17 protein-coding genes are annotated in these 17,237 nt (G+C 32.9%); 9 read left to right on the top strand and 8 right to left on the bottom strand.

All coding sequences use genetic code 11. The features are described from left to right. Positions 1–11: 11 nt before the first annotated feature. The 3 genes from ABYI63_RS02020 to ABYI63_RS02030 form a co-directional block, all read right to left on the bottom strand. Complete coding sequence (locus tag ABYI63_RS02020; protein WP_372752883.1) at positions 12–947, bottom strand: 2-hydroxyacid dehydrogenase; 936 nt, start codon at positions 945–947, stop codon at positions 12–14. A gap of 244 nt (positions 948–1,191) precedes the next feature. Continuing rightward, positions 1,192–1,782, bottom strand: a complete 591-nt coding sequence (locus ABYI63_RS02025) for a HupE/UreJ family protein (RefSeq protein WP_372752885.1) — start codon at positions 1,780–1,782, stop codon at positions 1,192–1,194. A gap of 33 nt (positions 1,783–1,815) precedes the next feature. After that, positions 1,816–2,787, bottom strand: a complete 972-nt coding sequence (locus ABYI63_RS02030) for an NAD-dependent epimerase/dehydratase family protein (protein ID WP_372752887.1) — start codon at positions 2,785–2,787, stop codon at positions 1,816–1,818. Positions 2,788–2,941: 154 nt separating this feature from the next. Between ABYI63_RS02030 and ABYI63_RS02035 the strand changes: the two genes are divergently transcribed. Next, positions 2,942–3,481, top strand: a complete 540-nt coding sequence (locus ABYI63_RS02035) for a hypothetical protein (protein WP_372752889.1) — start codon at positions 2,942–2,944, stop codon at positions 3,479–3,481. On the opposite strand, the gene pheS is transcribed toward ABYI63_RS02035, so the two are convergent. Together pheS and ABYI63_RS02045 are read right to left on the bottom strand one after the other, a co-directional pair. Further along, positions 3,465–4,484 carry a phenylalanine--tRNA ligase subunit alpha gene (gene pheS / locus ABYI63_RS02040; protein ID WP_372752891.1) on the bottom strand — a complete coding sequence of 340 codons (1,020 nt, stop codon included), beginning with the start codon at positions 4,482–4,484 and terminating at the stop codon, positions 3,465–3,467. The two genes, ABYI63_RS02035 and pheS, sit on opposite strands and share 17 nt — an antisense overlap. Before the next feature lie 74 nt (positions 4,485–4,558). Then, positions 4,559–4,915 carry a hypothetical protein gene (locus ABYI63_RS02045; RefSeq protein ID WP_372752893.1) on the bottom strand — a complete coding sequence of 119 codons (357 nt, stop codon included), beginning with the start codon at positions 4,913–4,915 and terminating at the stop codon, positions 4,559–4,561. 104 nt (positions 4,916–5,019) lie between these two features. On the opposite strand from ABYI63_RS02045, the gene ABYI63_RS02050 reads away from it, so the two are divergent. Continuing rightward, positions 5,020–5,559, top strand: coding sequence for a CvpA family protein (locus ABYI63_RS02050; RefSeq protein WP_372752895.1), 540 nt, complete (start codon positions 5,020–5,022; stop codon positions 5,557–5,559). Between the two features lie 52 nt (positions 5,560–5,611). Here the strand turns inward: ABYI63_RS02050 and ABYI63_RS02055 are convergent, their stop codons facing one another. Next, the gene (locus ABYI63_RS02055; protein ID WP_372752897.1) at positions 5,612–8,200 is read right to left on the bottom strand and encodes a phosphoenolpyruvate carboxylase; all 2,589 of its coding nucleotides are present in this window, start codon (positions 8,198–8,200) and stop codon (positions 5,612–5,614) included. Between the two features lie 299 nt (positions 8,201–8,499). On the opposite strand from ABYI63_RS02055, the gene ABYI63_RS02060 reads away from it, so the two are divergent. The 3 genes from ABYI63_RS02060 to nadB all read left to right on the top strand — a co-directional run bounded on the left by ABYI63_RS02060 (position 8,500) and on the right by nadB (position 13,039). Beyond that, complete coding sequence (locus tag ABYI63_RS02060) at positions 8,500–10,329, top strand: hypothetical protein (protein WP_372752899.1); 1,830 nt, start codon at positions 8,500–8,502, stop codon at positions 10,327–10,329. Between the two features lie 222 nt (positions 10,330–10,551). Next, positions 10,552–11,478 carry a quinolinate synthase NadA gene (gene nadA / locus ABYI63_RS02065; protein ID WP_372752901.1) on the top strand — a complete coding sequence of 309 codons (927 nt, stop codon included), beginning with the start codon at positions 10,552–10,554 and terminating at the stop codon, positions 11,476–11,478. A 1-nt stretch (position 11,479) separates the two neighbouring features. Beyond that, on the top strand, positions 11,480–13,039 hold the full coding sequence (nadB, locus tag ABYI63_RS02070; RefSeq protein ID WP_372752903.1) for an L-aspartate oxidase: 1,560 nt from the start codon (positions 11,480–11,482) through the stop codon (positions 13,037–13,039). Between the two features lie 62 nt (positions 13,040–13,101). Here the strand turns inward: nadB and ABYI63_RS02075 are convergent, their stop codons facing one another. Beyond that, a complete protein-coding gene (locus tag ABYI63_RS02075) occupies positions 13,102–13,434 on the bottom strand; it encodes a single-stranded DNA-binding protein (protein WP_372752905.1) in 333 nt (110 codons plus the stop codon). Positions 13,435–13,654: 220 nt separating this feature from the next. On the opposite strand from ABYI63_RS02075, the gene ABYI63_RS02080 reads away from it, so the two are divergent. Continuing rightward, entirely contained in the window at positions 13,655–14,005 is a 351-nt protein-coding gene (locus ABYI63_RS02080; RefSeq protein ID WP_372752907.1) for a hypothetical protein, read from the top strand. Positions 14,006–14,010: 5 nt separating this feature from the next. Here the strand turns inward: ABYI63_RS02080 and ABYI63_RS02085 are convergent, their stop codons facing one another. Next, positions 14,011–14,475 (bottom strand): CBS domain-containing protein, encoded by a 465-nt coding sequence (locus tag ABYI63_RS02085; RefSeq protein WP_372752909.1) that lies wholly within the window; start codon positions 14,473–14,475, stop codon positions 14,011–14,013. 189 nt (positions 14,476–14,664) lie between these two features. Here ABYI63_RS02085 and ABYI63_RS02090 point away from each other — a divergent pair, with 189 nt between their 5' ends. The 3 genes from ABYI63_RS02090 (at position 14,665) to ABYI63_RS02100 (ending at position 17,234) form a co-directional block, all read left to right on the top strand. Beyond that, positions 14,665–15,378: a hypothetical protein gene (locus ABYI63_RS02090; protein ID WP_372752911.1), complete on the top strand. Its 714-nt coding sequence runs from the start codon at positions 14,665–14,667 to the stop codon at positions 15,376–15,378. 210 nt (positions 15,379–15,588) lie between these two features. Further along, the gene (locus ABYI63_RS02095) at positions 15,589–16,092 is read left to right on the top strand and encodes a GbsR/MarR family transcriptional regulator (RefSeq protein ID WP_372752913.1); all 504 of its coding nucleotides are present in this window, start codon (positions 15,589–15,591) and stop codon (positions 16,090–16,092) included. Between the two features lie 11 nt (positions 16,093–16,103). Further along, positions 16,104–17,234 (top strand): efflux RND transporter periplasmic adaptor subunit, encoded by a 1,131-nt coding sequence (locus tag ABYI63_RS02100; RefSeq protein WP_372752915.1) that lies wholly within the window; start codon positions 16,104–16,106, stop codon positions 17,232–17,234. Positions 17,235–17,237 lie beyond the last annotated feature (3 nt).

Here is a 17,237-nt window from a genome sequence, read left to right on the forward strand (position 1 = left end):
GTTTTAAAAAATTAGCAAAAATGTGCCTCAATCTTATCAACGATGGTTTGAGCTAATTTTTCTTTACTTTCTACAGTCCATCCTGCTACATGTGGCGTTAGCAATACATTTTTTGCTTGTATTAAATACTGAAATGGTTCAGGCATGGTGGTGGTAAACATATCTTCGAATGACGATTTTTCGTATTCCAAAACATCTAAACCTGCACCCAAAACTCTGCCGCTTTTTAATGCAGAAACTAAGTCTGCAGTAACAACACTCTTACCACGTGCCGTATTTATAAACCAAATTGGCTTTTTAAACCCTTTAATAAGTTCGGAGTTTATCATGCCTAAGGTTAATGGCGTTTGTGGTGTGTGTAAGCTCACAACATCTACCTTTTCCTGAAACTCTTTTAACGTTACTTGCTTTGCGTTTATATCGCCCACATTCTCTTTTATGTCGTAGCAAAGTACTTCAACATCAAATCCGCGTAGTTTTTTTGCGAATGCTTTTCCCATATTACCGTAGCCAATTAGTCCCACGGTTCTGCCGTCAAGTTCGATGCCTCTATTGGCTTCGCGTAGCCATTTGCCTGTTCTAACTTCTTGGTCGGCTTTATTTAGCTTGTTGAACAAAGATAGTAACATGCCAAGTGCGTGTTCTCCAACGGCATTTCTATTGCCTTCGGGTGCTGCTATTAGTGTAATGCCTTTTTTTTCGGCGTAATCGCAATCTATGTTTTCTAAACCAGCACCTACGCGACCTATAAATTTTAGGTTGGTGGCTGAATCCAAAAATTGTTTGTCTATTGAAAATCGGCTTCTTAGAATGATGCCTTCGTAATTTTGAATTTTAGCTTCTATTTCTTGTTTTGAAGATGAATAATCTTCATGATTGGTAAAGCCTAATTGATTAAGTTGATTAATTAATAACTCGTGATTGGTATCTAGGTGAAGGATTTTCATGTACAATATTTAGATTGTAAATTTATGAAGTTTTAAATAAACTCTAACGAAATTCGGTTTGTTACTGAATTTTGTTGGTAGGTTGCGTTAGGGATGGTAGCGGCATCCTTTTTAAACCTTAATAGTTGCAAACTTGTGGAAAACGAAAAATTCGCCAATTACTGCGGTTTATAATGTTGGCAAGACTGTTTTAAAAAGATATAGCGGACGGCCCGACCCTTTAGGGAAACGCCTAAATTAAGACTTATGCTATAAATTCACTATTAAGAATCATTGGAATCACTAATCCAACTACGATGGCAGAAATAACCATGATCCAATCCCGTTTATTAAACCTAAATATGGTTTGCATGATGTATCCCAAGAGTAGGACTGCGAAAACGATGATAATTTGAGCTAATTCTATACCTAAAGCAAATTCTAAAAGTAAAACAAACTTACTCTCAGAATCATTTAGTAGCATTTTGAATTCGCGAGCAAAACCTAACCCGTGTATAAGCCCGAAAAATAGTGTAGATAAAAATAGGATACCAATTTTTTCCTTTTGTGCGCCTTTACCTGATGTAAACACATTAAAAAGTGCTACAATTAATATGGTTACAGGTATTAAAAATTCTACTAATTGCGCTTTAACGGTTACTACCCCATAAACCGCTAAAACAAGAGATAGTGTATGCCCCAGCGTAAACATGGTTACTAATAGAAATACACGTTTCCAATCTTTAAAAAGATAAGGAACTGTTAATACAATAAGAAATAAAACATGGTCGTAGGCTTTTATATCTAAAACATGGTTGATACCATATTGAACATTAAACCAAAAATTATCCAACATACTAATTATAATTTAGGGAAATCAAATATACAATTAATTAGATTTCTTTAGCGCTGCATTATATTTTTTATTGAGTTGAGAAAGCATCTCCTTTGTAATATCTGTAAGGTTAAATTGATGTTTCCATTTCCAATCTTGTCTGGCATAGGAATCGTTGATGCTTGATGGCCAACTATTGGCTATTTCTTGCCTAAAATCGGGTGTGTAACTTATTTTAAATTCTGGTATTTGACTTTTTATGGAATCGGCAATTTCTTTTGGTGTAAAACTTATGGCTGCAAGATTATAGGACGACCTTATTTTTATGGCTTCCTTAGGTGCCGACATAATATCTATAGTAGCTTTTATGGCATCGTCCATAAACATCATAGGTAGTTTGGTGTCTTCTTTTAAAAAACAATCATAAGCACCTTCATTTAAAGCTTTGTGAAATATTTCCACAGCATAATCGGTTGTACCACCGCCCGGCAATGTTTTCCAACTTATAATACCTGGGTAACGCAAACTACGTACATCAACTCCATATTTTTTAAAGTAATATTCGCACCAGCGTTCACCAACTTGTTTGGTAATGCCGTACACGGTAGTTGGTTCCATTACGGTGTATTGTGGGGTATAATCTTTAGGAGTTGTTGGTCCAAATACAGCAATACTTGAAGGCCAGAATACTTTTTTAATGAAATTGGCACGGGCTAAATTTAAAATATGGAACAGCGATTCCATGTTTAAATCCCAAGCTTTTTTTGGGAATTTTTCACCAGTTGCACTTAATATGGCTGCCATTAAATACACAGTGTCTATTTTATACTTTTCAATGCATACTTTTACACTAACATAATTTTCAGCATCTACAATTTCAAAAATTCCAGAGTTTACGATGTCTAAATTACTATAACTGATGTCGCTTGCAATCACATTTTCATTGCCATACAATTCACGTAGTTTAAATGTTAATTCAGAACCAATTTGTCCACATGCACCAATTATTAATATTTTAGACTTCATTTTAATCGCTATTTATAGAATATGTTCAAAAATAATAAGATTTTGATGATAATTTTATATTTTAAATATAAAATATAGATGACTTGATTTGATACTAACTAATAAAAAAAGAAACGAATGCTATATATTTGTGTTTCCTATTTTACCTTTTATTATGAGTATTAAATTATTAAGTGTTTTAAGTGTTTTTATTGTGATGATTTCTTGTAAAGAAAAACAAGAACCAGCAAAACAGGAGGAGAAGAACCCTTTGGATAGTAAAACTATTAAAGCTAAGGATATTGCTAAATTTAAATATACAGATTATATTTTAGATTCTAGGGCAGGCGATTCTATTGCCAATTGGAATGAATATAAACAACTAGAGGATGTTGTAATTAGCGTAAAAAAAGGTGATTTAAGTTTTTTCATTTCCAACGGAAAAGGGGTTACCGAGCTAATGGTTAACTTAAAGCAAAACATTCCTTTGGAAATTAAAAGTGATGCTATAATGGCTAGGCTTACTGCCATAGAAACTAAAATTTTAAAACTGGAAAGTTTGTCAAATTTATCTACCACAGGCAAACCAGAGTTACTCTCGGTAATTGAAGAGTTTTTGGTAGCATTTTCTAATTTGAATTTACAAATGAATAAGAAAATTGAGAACGATAATATTATTATCGAAAGGCCTCAAGACACTATAATGCCGATTTGAATTGCTCTAAAAACCGAACATCATTTTCGCTTAACAAACGTATATCGCTAATTTGATGTAATAACATTGCAATACGGTCTATTCCAACACCAAATGCAAATCCAGAATATTCTTTAGAATCGATATTACAGTTTTCAAGTACGTTAGGGTCTACCATACCACAACCTCCAATTTCTAACCAACCTGTACCTTTTGTAATGCGGTAGTCAGACTCTGTTTCCAATCCCCAATACACATCAATTTCTGCACTAGGTTCTGTAAATGGAAAGTATGAAGGACGCAAGCGTATTTTACTTTTCCCAAACATTTGGGTTGTAAAGTATTGAAGTGTTTGTTTTAAATCGGCAAAACTCACGTTTTTATCAATATATAAACCTTCTAATTGGTGGAAAAAACAATGTGAACGTGCTGAAATAGCCTCATTTCTATAAACACGACCGGGTGAAATGGTACGTATAGGAGGTTGATTATTTTCCATATAACGAACTTGTACTGAACTGGTGTGCGTTCGTAATAAAATATCAGGATTCGTTTGGATGAAAAAAGTATCCTGCATATCGCGTGCTGGATGGTACTCTGGCAAGTTTAACGCTGTAAAATTGTGCCAATCATCTTCTATTTCAGGACCTTCACTAACATTAAACCCAATGTTTGAAAAGATATCAATAATTTGATTTTTTACGATAGAAATAGGGTGACGCGCTCCGATTTGGATGGGATCTCCCGGACGAGATAAATCGCCATAAATGCCTTTAACTACTTCTTTGCTTTCAAGCTCTTCTTTTAATGCATTTACTTTGTCTTCAGCAGTTTTTTTAAGAGTGTTTATTACTTGGCCGAATTCCTTTTTTTGGTCGTTTGGCACGTTTTTAAACTCTGCAAAAAAGCCGTTTAACAATCCTTTTTTACCTAAAAATTTTATTCTAAAAGCTTCAACTTCTTCTTTAGTTTGAGCTGAAAAAGCGTTGGCTTCGGCAATAAGTTCTTTTATCTTGTCTATCATGATTGGTTCAAAATGATGGCAAATTTAATGAAATTATTATCATTACAGGAATGAAACAATGAAGTTATAGGTAATTAATTAATGTATTCCATTTCTAAAAAGTAGTTTACAATAGCTTCTTTCATTAAAACACTTTGTTCACCTGCTTTTAAATGGGGTAAATTTTCAATGGTTCTGTAATGCGGCCAACCATCGGCATCCACAAATTCGAGGCTGTAGTAACCGTAAGGCGTTAATAGTTTGCAAATAGCAATGTGCATCAAATCTAATTTTTGGTCCTTTTTAAAGGTTTTATCCAACTGTCCTAATTCTTGAACACCGATTAAATAAATAATGGCATCAAGATCTAATGTGTCACCATCAGCAAATTGATTGGATAGTTTGTTTACCACCAATTCCCAGCGTTGTTTCAGTTGTTCGTCTCTAGACATTTTTTATTGTAAAATAATAAATTTGCAAGACAGCAAAGTTAACAAACCCTGGCTTTACTTCATGCCTCTATTTAAAAAATTATATATTTACAAAAAACGGATAATTGAATACTTTAGATACCATTTTGTTTGCTTTTTTAATTTTTGGTTTAGCTAGAGGTTTTTGGCGAGGTTTTTTTGTTGAAATAGCTTCATTAATTGCTTTATTATCAGGGGTTTATGGTGCTTTTCATTTTAGTAATTTTGCTTCAAATTTTTTAAAAGAGCGGGTAGACTGGAATGAAAACACAGTAAATATTGTGGCGTTTTTTGGTACTCTAATACTTATTGTGTTTGCTATTGCTTTAGCAGGAAAAGCTTTAACCAAAATGGCTAATTTTGCTGCTTTAGGTTTGTTTAACAAGTTGTTGGGAGGCGTGTTTGGGGCATTGAAAATTGCGCTAATTTTAAGTGCTATTCTAATTGTTTTTGAGAAAATGAATAGAACTTTACCCTTTACAACGGAAGCAGATAAAACAAGTTCTGTAGTTTATAAGCCTGTAAAGGGCATTATTCCTTTACTTTTTCCTGATATTATTTTGAACGGGAAACCGATTGGGGTTGAACAGGATAATACAGAACTTTTAGAAATTCAAAGTTTATAAATTAAAAAAGCCTTCATAATTGAAGGCTTTTAAATTTAAATTATAACTTAATTTAAGCAGAATTTCTACTCGCATTAATATTTCCAAATAAAGAACGGGTTACTATTTTCTCAAAAATCTTTATTTTTTCTTCATTTTGAACAGGATCTTTTTCTAGCTCTTGAATTTTCTTAAGTGCATATTGCTGTATAGTTAACAGTGGTAACACTATTGATTCTCTAACTTCAATAGACGCTTTTCCTGATGGTTCATTTTCCATTAGTTGTTCGTAACCTGTAAGTTTTAATAATAAATCTTTAGTTATTACATATTCATTGTAGATAATTTTCCAAAAGTCTCCAAACTCTTCATCTTTAGCCATATATTTTGTTAAATCGAAGAAGGATTTAGATAAAGCCATCATACTATTCTCTAATAATGTTTTGAAGAATTTAGAATTTTTATAAAGAGCTTCTACTTTATAGAATTCTCCTTTGTCTTCATACTTTTTCAAAGCGGTACCTACACCGAAAAATCCAGGTACATTTTGTTTTAACTGGCTCCAAGATCCAACAAATGGAATGGCTCTTAAATCTGAAAATACTAAAGCGTCCGAACTACCTCTTTTTGATGGTCTACTTCCAATATTTGTTTTGGCATAGTATTTTAAAGTACTCATACGCTCCAAATATGGGATAAACATTGGGTGACCTTTAAAGTCTTTATAAGCCCCGTAACTTGTTTCGGCTAAATCATCCATTACAATTCTATCTTCATCAGATAGTTCATGGTTTTTACTTCCTAAACGATTAAACATCCCAGAACTTATTAATTGTTCCAAGTTGTACTGTGAAGAGTCTAACGTTCCAAAGTTGGAGCTAATGGTTTGCCCTTGTATTGTAAGTTGAACTTCTTTATCTTCAATATTTGGTCCTAATGAAGCGTAGAATTGATGTGTTTTTCCACCCCCACGTGCTGGTGGTCCGCCGCGTCCATCAAAAAATATGGCAGTAATACCGTATTTTCTAGACATTGACGTAAGAAGTTCTTTTGCAGTATAAATACCCCAGTTAGCCATTAAATAACCACCATCTTTAGTTCCGTCAGAGAATCCAAGCATGATAGTTTGTTTGTTTCCACGGCTTTTTAAATGCGCCATGTATGCTGGGTTGGTATATAATTGCTCCATTACAGCTGGTGCATTTTCTAAATCAGGAATGGTTTCAAATAAGGGCACTACGTCCACAGGTAACTGATCTTTAAAAGCTACAATTTTAAGCATCGCAAAAAGTTGCATCATATTTAAAGCGGTTTGGTTGTTGCTAATAATGTATCTGTTAGCAGCACGCTCGCCGTTAGTTTCTTGTATGGTTTTTATAGCTTCAATGGTTTTTAAAGTATTGGAAACCATTTCATCTTCAAAAACACTAATATCTATCGAAATGTCTTTGATTTCTGATAATATTTTAATTTGTTCTGCCTCGGATAAATCGTGGTAATTTTTTGGGAAGCTTGAGTTTCCGGTACTTATTATGTGATCTATTACCGTAGTAAAAACCGAATGGTGAATACGGCTATCTTGCCTAATATCAAGTGTTGCAAAATGATAACCAAATAAATGAATTCTGTTAATTAAATTATTTACTTCGTTAACGTATAATTCCTGGAATTCTTTTACAAGTAAATTTCTAATACTTAGTAATTCAGCAAGAAGTTCTTTAGAGGTAATAGCTTTGGCATAATCTAAATTAATGCTGTTTTTGTAAAGGATAGTTTCTAAGCGTACAATACGCTCTTCAATACCTCTAAAAGTAAGTTTGCGTCTTAAATTTTTTAAATCGCCATAATATTTCTTTAAAACAGCTTGCTTAAGTTTTTTAGCAACACGGATGGTGGTGTCTGGTTTTACGAATGGATTTCCATCGCGGTCGCCCCCAGGCCAAAACCCAATATTAATTATTTCGTTATGTTTTTTACCATCATCGTAGATGTTTTGCTGAATGTAGTTATAAATTTCGCCAAAAGAGGTGTAAAACACATTTTCTAAATACCAAATTAAACTTTTTGCCTCATCGTAAGGCGTTGGTTTTTCGTGTTTAAAGAAAGGTGTTTTTCCTAACTGTCCGAATAAATTATGGATATTAGAAAGATTATTGTCTTTTATAGCTTGTGTTAAATCCGTAATAATTCCTAAAACAGACCCTGGGTAAAACTGAGTCGGGTGCGCTGTTAAAACGATACGAACCTTAAACTCTTCAAGGTAACTTTGCAGTTCCTCTAGGCTGTTATTAGAAACGGCTGTTTCTTTAAGGTTTCTTAAGGTTCCAATACCTTCCATATTATTTACAATAGGGAACGCTGCATCCTCCACAGCATCAAACAATACTACTTGTCGTTCAATGTATTGAATGAATCTGAAAAGTAAATTAATCTGACTTTGTTCATCGCGTCTTGCTTGGTATTTCTTAAAAAAAGTATCTACAATGGTAGTTGGATCATCACCATTTTCAAATCCTTTTTTACAAGTTTCATGAAACAAGGGTAAAAGTACACCAGTTTTTGTAATGGAATCAAAAGGTAAGGTCATAAATATACTATTGTATATTTGGTATTTTGCCAGTACGTTTTGTTTAAATCGTGTTAATTTTGGTTCTACAGACATAAGGTAGTTCTAATTGAAAAATTAATTATAAAAGTAAGGAAGCTATAGCTAAAGAAGGTAGTCTTTTTTAAATTTTATTAATTTTTTTTAATTATTGAAATATCATTAAGAATAATTAAAAAAAATAAGTGCATAATACCATTCTTTGTAATAACTATTTTTATAAAAATAGCTGTTTTTGTATAATTAATGGCCTTTTTGAGGTGATGACGTACCCGAGGATATGACAAATATCATGTTTTAGCCATGCCACATGGGCTATCTTCGCACTTTTAATTTGTTTAAAAAACACAAAAATCATGGCTAAAACACATTCTTTTCATATTCCTGTAATGGGAATTGGATTTACAATTGATTCACCTTTAAAGGTGGCTCAATATGGCATTGATTCGGTAATTTCCTTAGTTGACGATATTTTATTGGAAAGGCTAAGAAAAATGTATAGTGAAAAATTCCAAGTACCTTATGTTGAGATCACTGATAAAATTGAAGATTTTAGAGCTAAAAGAATTACTTCATATCTTAACTTAATAAGTGATATTGTTGACAAAAAATTTGAAGCTTTAAAAAATGGTGCGACTGAAAAAAGCGACGAGTTTAAAGCATATATAAACATGCTTCCTTCTAGTTCTGAAATAAAGCAAGAATTTAATAGACTTTCAGATAAAGGGTTTAGTATGGCTGAAATTAAAAGCTGGGTTGCTCAACATTTAACGAAAGGTAGTATTGATGTTAACATTATGACTAAAGTTGACAAAGATAACTACATTAAAGATGATAAATTATCGGTCGAGTATAACGATGCCCATGCTGCATTACGAGGCTTTGCGAATAGTAAACTGCAATCTTCAGTAGTACTATCAGCAGGTATGAATCCACGTTTATACGCTTACATGAGTCAGTTTGACGATTTCTATCCGTCAGAAAATGGCGAGTTCAAAAAGAAAATCATTTTAAAGGTAAGCGATTATCGTTCGGCATTAATTCAAGGAAAATTTTTAGCAAAAAAAGGCCTATGGGTGTCTGAGTACAGAATTGAATCTGGACTTAATTGCGGCGGACATGCCTTTGCTACCGATGGGTATTTATTAGGGCCTGTATTGGCAGAGTTCAAAGAAAAACGCGAAGAATTAAGAGCTTCCATTGAAAAAATGGTTAATCAAGAATTAACTAATCAAGGCAGACAAGTGGCAAACAAACCACTAGAAATAAAAATATCAGCACAAGGCGGGGTTGGTACACATGAAGAGCATGAGTTTCTACTTAATGAGTATCAATTAGATGCTGTTGGTTGGGGAACGCCTTTTTTATTAGTTCCGGAAGCTACAACTGTTGATGAAAAAACAATGGATCAGCTTATTCTAGCTAAGGAAGCCGATTTGTATTTAAGTGATATTTCGCCTTTAGGTGTGCCATTTAATAATTTAAGAGCGAACACAAAAGACTTAGAAAAGGAAAACTTAATTGAAAAAGGGCGTCCTGGAAGTTCATGTCCTAAAAAGTTTGTTGCCTTAAATAAAGAATTTAAAGAAAAAGGCGTTTGTATTGCTTCCAGAGAGTACCAACACCTTAAAATAAAAGAGTTGGATGCTCAAGGTCTTTCTTCAAAAGAATACGAAAAGGAATGGAATAAGATAACCGAAAAATCATGTACCTGTGTAGGTTTAGGAACATCGGCTCTTTTAGCTTATGGTTTAGATACTAAAAAGGAGGGGCCTGGGGTTTCAATTTGTCCGGGTCCTAATATGGCTTATTATTCTAAAATTATGAGTTTGAAAAATATGACCGACCATATTTATGGTAGAGATAATATGATTTCTAGAACTGATAGGCCAAACCTATTTATTAAGGAGCTATACATTTACATAGATTACCTAAAAAACAAGTTGGATGAGGTGAAAACGCTATTAACTGCTAAGGAAGAAAAATATTTTCAAACTTTTGCAAGTAACTTAAACGAGGGCGTTTTATATTATAAAATGATGTTTTCTAACTTAAAAAACACCTTTCAAAATATAAAAGAGGATGTTTTAAAGGAACTAGAACATGGTGAACAAGTACTTCAATCTATTAAGTTGGAAATTGAAAATCTTTCAATGGAAAACCAAAAATCTGGAGTAACTATTTAAAAATCTATTAGAAGGCTTTTTATATTGTTAATTAATCAAACTTTTGTTTAAAAAGAATTTAAAGATTCTTTAAAAATATAAAAGGTCTTCAATTTTAGTTAGTTTTTACTTCATTTTTTTAAGGATTCTCATTTCAATAAAATATTAATTAAGATATTTGTAAACTATTTGAGTTGCATAAGAAATTTTTTTTATGTAAAATGTTGAAGATTAATAGAATTCATGGATTTAGTAAAAGAAATAAATCGTCTTAAAAAGGAGAAAAACGCTGTAATACTTGCTCATTATTATCAAGTTGCAGAAATACAGGATATTGCCGATTATGTAGGTGATAGTTTGCAATTATCGCAAAAGGCAGCTGAAACCGATGCGGATATTATTGTTTTTGCAGGAGTTCATTTTATGGCAGAAACTGCTAAAATTTTAAATCCAACAAAAATGGTGGTATTGCCCGATTTAAATGCGGGTTGCTCTTTAGCCGATTCTTGTCCGCCAGAAGCTTTTGAGAAATTCACTAAGGCACATCCAGACCATGTGGTTATTACTTATGTAAATTGTTCCGCAGAAATTAAAGCCTTAAGTGACATTGTTTGTACTTCATCAAACGCCATTAAAATAGTAGAATCTGTGCCTAAAGATACACCTATCATTTTTGCTCCGGATAAAAACTTAGGGCGTTATGTAAGTAAACAAACAGGTAGAGATTTATTGCTGTGGGATGGTAGTTGCATTGTGCACGAGGCATTTTCAATTGATAAATTAATTGAACTTCATAAAAAAAATCCTAATCATAAAATTATAGCGCATCCAGAATCCGAGGAGCATATTTTAAACACGGCTTCATATATTGGTTCAACATCTGGAATGATAAATTTTGTAAAGGCAAATCCAACCGAAAAGTTTATTGTAGCTACCGAAGCTGGTATTTTACATAAAATGCAGTTAGAAATGCCCGACACAGAGCTCATTCCTGCCCCAGCAGTAGAAGATAATACCTGTGCTTGTAGCGAGTGTCATTTTATGAAAATGAATACACTGCAAAAACTATATAATTGCTTATTGAATGAAACACCCCAAATAGAGGTGCCAGAACATATACGCAAACGTGCGTTATTACCAATTGAACGCATGTTAGAACTTTCAAAATAACATGATTGAAGCGCATTATTTAGTTATTGGCTCGGGTGTTGCTGGATTAACCTTTTCGGTTAAAATAGCAGAACAATTTCCTGATAGATCCGTTATTATCGTTACAAAAGCTAATGAAGATGAATCCAATACCAAGTATGCCCAAGGTGGTGTAGCTGTGGTTTTGGATACCGAAAAAGATTCTTTTAATAAGCATATAGAAGACACCTTAATTGCTGGTGATGGTTTATGTAACGAGGATGTTGTGAAGATGGTTATTGAAGAGGGACCAAAACGACTTAAAGAACTTCTGCTTTGGGGAGCTAACTTTGACTTAGATGCCAGTGGTGAATTTAATTTAGGAAAAGAAGGTGGCCATTCAGAATATCGGGTAGTGCACCATAAGGATATTACTGGTTATGAAATTGAGCGCGCATTATTAAAACGGGCACATCAATTACCAAATATTTCAATTCTATCACACCATTTCGCAATAGATTTGGTTACGAACCATCATATTATAGATGACACTTCTGAAATCTTAACATGTTATGGGGCCTATATTTTCGACCAAAAAACAGATAATATCTTTACTATAAAGGCTAATAGTACCTTATTAGCATCTGGAGGTATAGGTTGTGTTTATGGCCATACTACCAATCCAATTATTGCTACAGGTGATGGTATTGCCATGGCATATCGAGCTAAGGCAGTAATTAAAGATATGGAGTTTGTACAATTCCATCCTACTGCTTTATACGAGCCGGAGGGGGAATCATCATTTTTAATTTCTGAGGCGGTTAGAGGTTTTGGTGCCTATTTACGTGATAAATCTGGACATCGTTTTATGTTAGATTATGATGAACGTGCCGAATTAGCTTCAAGAGATATTGTTTCTCAAAGTATTGATAATGAATTAAAAAAATCTGGAGAGCCCCATGTGTATTTAGATTGTACGCATTTGGATATGGATGAATTTAAGAAGCATTTTCCAAACATATATAACAAATGTTTAGAGCATCATATAAAAATTGAAACCGATTGGATTCCAGTGGTTCCAGCATCCCATTATCTATGCGGCGGAATCGATGTTGATAAAAATGGTAGCACTTCCATTAGTAACCTTTTTGCCTGCGGTGAATGTACAAGAACAGGATTGCATGGCGCTAATAGATTGGCTTCAAATTCGTTGTTGGAAGCGCTTGTTTATGCACATAACATTTTTAAGTATTTAATTGAGAATGATACTAAAACTGAAAATGTTTTAATTCCTGACTGGAATGATGAAGGTACAGTAATTCCAAAAGAGCATATTTTAGTACAACATAATTTAAAACAAATGCAAGCTTTAATGCGTGATTATGTTGGAATAGTAAGAAGTAATAAGCGTTTAAAACGAGCCATAAAGCATTTAGATTTAATTCACGCTGAAATTGAAGAATTATATAAAGAATCCAAAATATCTACATCGCTTTGTGAATTGCGTAATATGATAAATGTTTCCCATTTAATCGTGCAGCAATCTTTAGATCGAAAAGAGAACAAAGGTGGTTATTACAATATTGATAATGTAAAAAAATAAAACAAGGCTTCTTATTTTAAAAGAAGCCTTGTTTGACATTCAGTATAAGGGCAAAAAAAGGTTTATTTTCCAAGTAAAAGTAGCTCGCTACAAACAACTTCTGTAATGTAGCGTTTAACCCCATCTTTATCGTCGTAACTGCGAGATGTAAGCTTGCCCTCAATTGCAACCTCTTTTCCTTTGGTGGCATATTTTTCAACTATTTCTGCGGTCTTACCCCAAGCAATTATATTGTGCCATTGGGTATCTGTAATTTTTTCACCTTTAGCATTGGTGTAGCTTTCATTTGTAGCAATATTAAATTTTGCTAATGTTTTTCCAGACTCTAAATTGATGATTTCTGGATCGTTTCCTAAGTTACCAATCAACTGTACTTTGTTTCTAAGTGTGTTCATAATTTTAAATTTTTATCGTTAAACAGTTAATACTATCGAGTTCTTATGTTTCGACACTGCAAAGATGCGACAGCAAAAAAAAGATATTCGGTTAGTAAACATTTGTGTTCGTTTGTAAATGATTGTAGTCGTTTAAATTGCTTTAATATACCGTAAATACAAGGATTAAAATAAATATTTTGTATTATGAAAATTTATATCTTTATGAAAAGAAATAATTATGTCTAAAACCTGTTTAGAATGTAACGAGAAAATAATAGGAAGGAGCGACAAAAAGTTTTGTAGCGATTATTGCCGTAATGCATTTAATAATACCATAAATAAAGATTCTAAAAACCTGATTCGGAATATTAATAATAGGTTGCGGAAAAATTGGCGAATTTTAGAAACTTTGAATCCAGATCAAAAAACAAAAACCACGCGAACAAAATTGATTCAACATGGTTTCGATTTTAATTTTTTTACGAGTACCTATACTACTAAGGCTGGTACTATATATTATTTTGTGTACGATCAAGGTTACTTACCTTTGGAAGATGAATATTACGCCCTAGTTAAAAGAGAAAGCTAATACTATTACCACGTATGACCTTTTAACTTCAAGGCCGCTTTTAAAATATCTTTTTGACTAATTTGGCCTACCAATTTGCCGTTTTCTAAGATTGGGAATCGTCTGTGTTTGGATTCCAAAAACTTATTAGCCGCATCAAAAATATTCATATTACCATCAATTGTTTCTACTGTTTTTATCATACAAGAACCCACTGTGTTGTTTTCCATAGGTAAATTATGATATCTACTTTCACTAATTTGTTTAATGCAATCACCCTCAGAAATAATTCCTATCAATTCATGCTTATCGTTTACAACAGGGCCGCCAGAAATTTTATACTTAATTAAGGAATCAATTACCTTTTCAATAGACTCCTCAGATTTGAAGGTTATCAGGTTTGTAGACATATAATCACTAACCTTAATAGGCACATCAGCACTAGTGTTTTGCTGGTTTTTTCTTGAGGCTAAAAAACTTTTAATTCCCATAATTTTTAATTTAGTTTAACCTAATGTACTCATTTTTTTTAATTTATAAAAATTGTTTTTGCTTTTTTAGAACTATCCTCTCTCTTATTAGGAAATAATTATTTACTGTTTTGTTGAAATAATTAGTACTATTTTAATAGTTAAACTGTTAAATTTTTATAGTTTTAGCACACTAAAATAAAATTAAAAATGAAAAAAATATTTGTATTTGCATTGGTGGTAAGTGGATTTGTTATGAGTGCGCAAAGCAATCCAGATTTATTAAGACATTATGAAGCTTATTATAAACAAATGAAGCAGCAAGGTGATGTGCAGGGAATTATCAATGCCATGACACATTTAAATGTTTTAGCGCCTTCGGTTGCTAGAAAAGACACCTTAGCTTATATATATATGAGTGAAGATAAATATGTGCAGGCCTTAAATACTATTGGTTTTGAACGTATGGTAGATGATTCGAATATAGCACTTGAGGTGAAAGGTATTTCATTAAAAGCTTTAAAACGACCTGAATTAGCTATTGGTCATTTTGAAGAACTTTTCAAAAGAAAACCTAATGCATTATTGGCTTATGAATTAGCCGAACTAAACTTGCAAACACAAAAGTTAGCAGAAGCAGAAAAGCATATTACTTATGGGTTAGCCAATGTTAAAGACGATATGAAAAAAGCTTTTTTTGAAACACAAACACCTTATGAAGTGTCTTTAAAATCTGCTTTTATGTATTTAAACGCTTTATTAGTCTATAATAAAGATACAAAAGCAAATATTGATGCTGCTGTAGATATTCTGGATGCTGCCTATAAGTCATCGCCAAATTTTAATTTAATTCAACTATCAAAAAACGAGTTACTGCGCCAAAAACAGGTGTTACAAGCCCAGGCAGAACAAGGTAAAAAATAAACACAGGTAAATTTTTTAACAGTATTTGCCCATGCTATTTTATAGTATGGGCTTTTTTTTTGTCCTCAAATTTCTAAAATTGGAAGTTAATTCATTTAACAATAATTTAACTTCGTTTAGTTCGGTTTGTTCCGAACCAATAATATATATTTGCACAGAATTTTTGCTGTAACATATAATATTCGGCCACAGCAAGCAAATAGTATTAAAATGAAAGATGGTATATGCAAAGAAAAAATGGCCTTGGTTGAGAAACTAGGGGTTCATTTAGAAAACAGAGAGCAGTTAGCGCCTGTGGCAGCTCGTATTTTATCGTATATAATTTTAACCGGTAAAGCAGGTGCTACTTTTGAAGATATGGTAACTATTTTATGTGCGAGTAAAAGTACCATATCTACCCACCTAAACCACCTGCAAGATTTAAATAAGATTGTTTATTTTACAAAAACCGGCGATCGCAAGAAATATTTTGTAATCAATAAAGATATGGTATTGCAGCATATCGATGAGATGATAAATAACTGGAATGAAGTACGCGAGCTACATTTAGAAATTAAAAAATATAAAGAAACTTTAAACATTCATAAGATTGAAAATGAAGACGAAAAATTCGATTTGAGTTTTCATAATGATTATATCACATTTATTGATGATGCATCTGCATCCATTAAACAACTTAGATTAAAATTAACAAACAACCCATTTAGCATTTAAACAAAGAAAAAATGAAAAAGAATATAATTTATACAGTACTAGGGCTTAGTCTATCTTTAGTGGTTTTAAGTTGTGGTAGCGATCAAAAATCACAAGGAGCAGCACAAGCACCACCTACACTTGTTCCTGTAGCTAAGTTAGAGCTTAAAACAGTAACAGGTTACCAAGAATATCCAACAACTATTGAGGGTGTTGTTAATAGTGATGTGCGAGCTAAAACATCTGGTTACATCTTAAAGGTATTAGTTGATGAAGGTCAAAAAGTACGTAAAGGTCAGGTTTTATTTCAATTAGAAACACAATCATTAAGTCAGGATGCAGGTGCTGCCAAAGCGCGTGTTAATGTTGCAAAAGTTGAGGTAGAAAAATTAATTCCATTAGTTGAAAAAAATATAATCAGTCCGGTTCAATTAGAAACAGCAAAAGCTAATTTAGCGCAGGCCCAAGCTAATTATAGCAGTATTGCCGCCAATATTGGTTATGCCACGGTGAAAAGTCCTGTGGATGGTTATGTAGGTGCTATTAAGTTTAGGGAAGGTTCATTAGTAAGTCCAAACGATGCAACACCACTTACAACCGTTAGTGATATTAGTGAAGTATATGCGTTTTTTAGTCTAAATGAAACGCAATATTTAGATTTTTTACAGAATGCAGAGGGGAAAACCTTAGAGGAAAAATTAGCAAACTACCCAGAGGTTAAGTTAATTCTTGCCAACGGAAGTATGTATTCTGAAAAAGGAAAAATTCAAACCAGTTCAGGGCAAATAAACCAAAATACAGGAACGGTGAGTTTTAGGGCGGTATTTGATAATCCAAACCAATTAATTACGAATGGTAATAGTGGAAAAATTCAAATTCCAACTTTATATGAAAATGCTAAGGTAATTCCGCAAAGTGCCACGTTCGAGCAACAAGGAAACATCATGATATTTAAGCTAGGTGAAAATAATACAGTAGGCACTTCAATTGTTAAAGTGAAAGCAACTGTTGATAATTTATACGTTTTAGAATCGGGTGCAGATGTAAACGAAAAAATAGTGGTTTCTGGTGTAGGTAAGTTGAAAAACGGTATGGCTATTACGCCACAAGAAACAACTTTCGAAGAAGCTATCAAACCCATAGCAACTTTATTCAGAAATTAGAAA

Source organism: Mariniflexile sp., assembly GCF_041583155.1.
Lineage (GTDB): Bacteria > Bacteroidota > Bacteroidia > Flavobacteriales > Flavobacteriaceae > Mariniflexile.

Excerpts from the sequence above, each read along its gene's own strand:
- ABYI63_RS02095 (WP_372752913.1), top strand. The coding sequence starts at position 15,589 with ATGAAAGATGGTATATGCAAAGAAAAAATGGCCTTGGTTGAGAAACTA.
- ABYI63_RS02060 (WP_372752899.1), top strand. The coding sequence starts at position 8,500 with ATGGCTAAAACACATTCTTTTCATATTCCTGTAATGGGAATTGGATTT.
- ABYI63_RS02030 (WP_372752887.1), bottom strand. The coding sequence starts at position 2,787 with ATGAAGTCTAAAATATTAATAATTGGTGCATGTGGACAAATTGGTTCT.
- ABYI63_RS02025 (WP_372752885.1), bottom strand. The coding sequence starts at position 1,782 with ATGTTGGATAATTTTTGGTTTAATGTTCAATATGGTATCAACCATGTT.
- ABYI63_RS02100 (WP_372752915.1), top strand. The coding sequence starts at position 16,104 with ATGAAAAAGAATATAATTTATACAGTACTAGGGCTTAGTCTATCTTTA.
- ABYI63_RS02020 (WP_372752883.1), bottom strand. The coding sequence starts at position 947 with ATGAAAATCCTTCACCTAGATACCAATCACGAGTTATTAATTAATCAA.
- ABYI63_RS02080 (WP_372752907.1), top strand. The coding sequence starts at position 13,655 with ATGTCTAAAACCTGTTTAGAATGTAACGAGAAAATAATAGGAAGGAGC.
- ABYI63_RS02090 (WP_372752911.1), top strand. The coding sequence starts at position 14,665 with ATGAAAAAAATATTTGTATTTGCATTGGTGGTAAGTGGATTTGTTATG.
- ABYI63_RS02035 (WP_372752889.1), top strand. The coding sequence starts at position 2,942 with ATGAGTATTAAATTATTAAGTGTTTTAAGTGTTTTTATTGTGATGATT.
- ABYI63_RS02045 (WP_372752893.1), bottom strand. The coding sequence starts at position 4,915 with ATGTCTAGAGACGAACAACTGAAACAACGCTGGGAATTGGTGGTAAAC.
- ABYI63_RS02055 (WP_372752897.1), bottom strand. The coding sequence starts at position 8,200 with ATGTCTGTAGAACCAAAATTAACACGATTTAAACAAAACGTACTGGCA.
- ABYI63_RS02075 (WP_372752905.1), bottom strand. The coding sequence starts at position 13,434 with ATGAACACACTTAGAAACAAAGTACAGTTGATTGGTAACTTAGGAAAC.
- nadB (WP_372752903.1), top strand. The coding sequence starts at position 11,480 with ATGATTGAAGCGCATTATTTAGTTATTGGCTCGGGTGTTGCTGGATTA.
- pheS (WP_372752891.1), bottom strand. The coding sequence starts at position 4,484 with ATGATAGACAAGATAAAAGAACTTATTGCCGAAGCCAACGCTTTTTCA.
- ABYI63_RS02085 (WP_372752909.1), bottom strand. The coding sequence starts at position 14,475 with ATGGGAATTAAAAGTTTTTTAGCCTCAAGAAAAAACCAGCAAAACACT.
- nadA (WP_372752901.1), top strand. The coding sequence starts at position 10,552 with ATGGATTTAGTAAAAGAAATAAATCGTCTTAAAAAGGAGAAAAACGCT.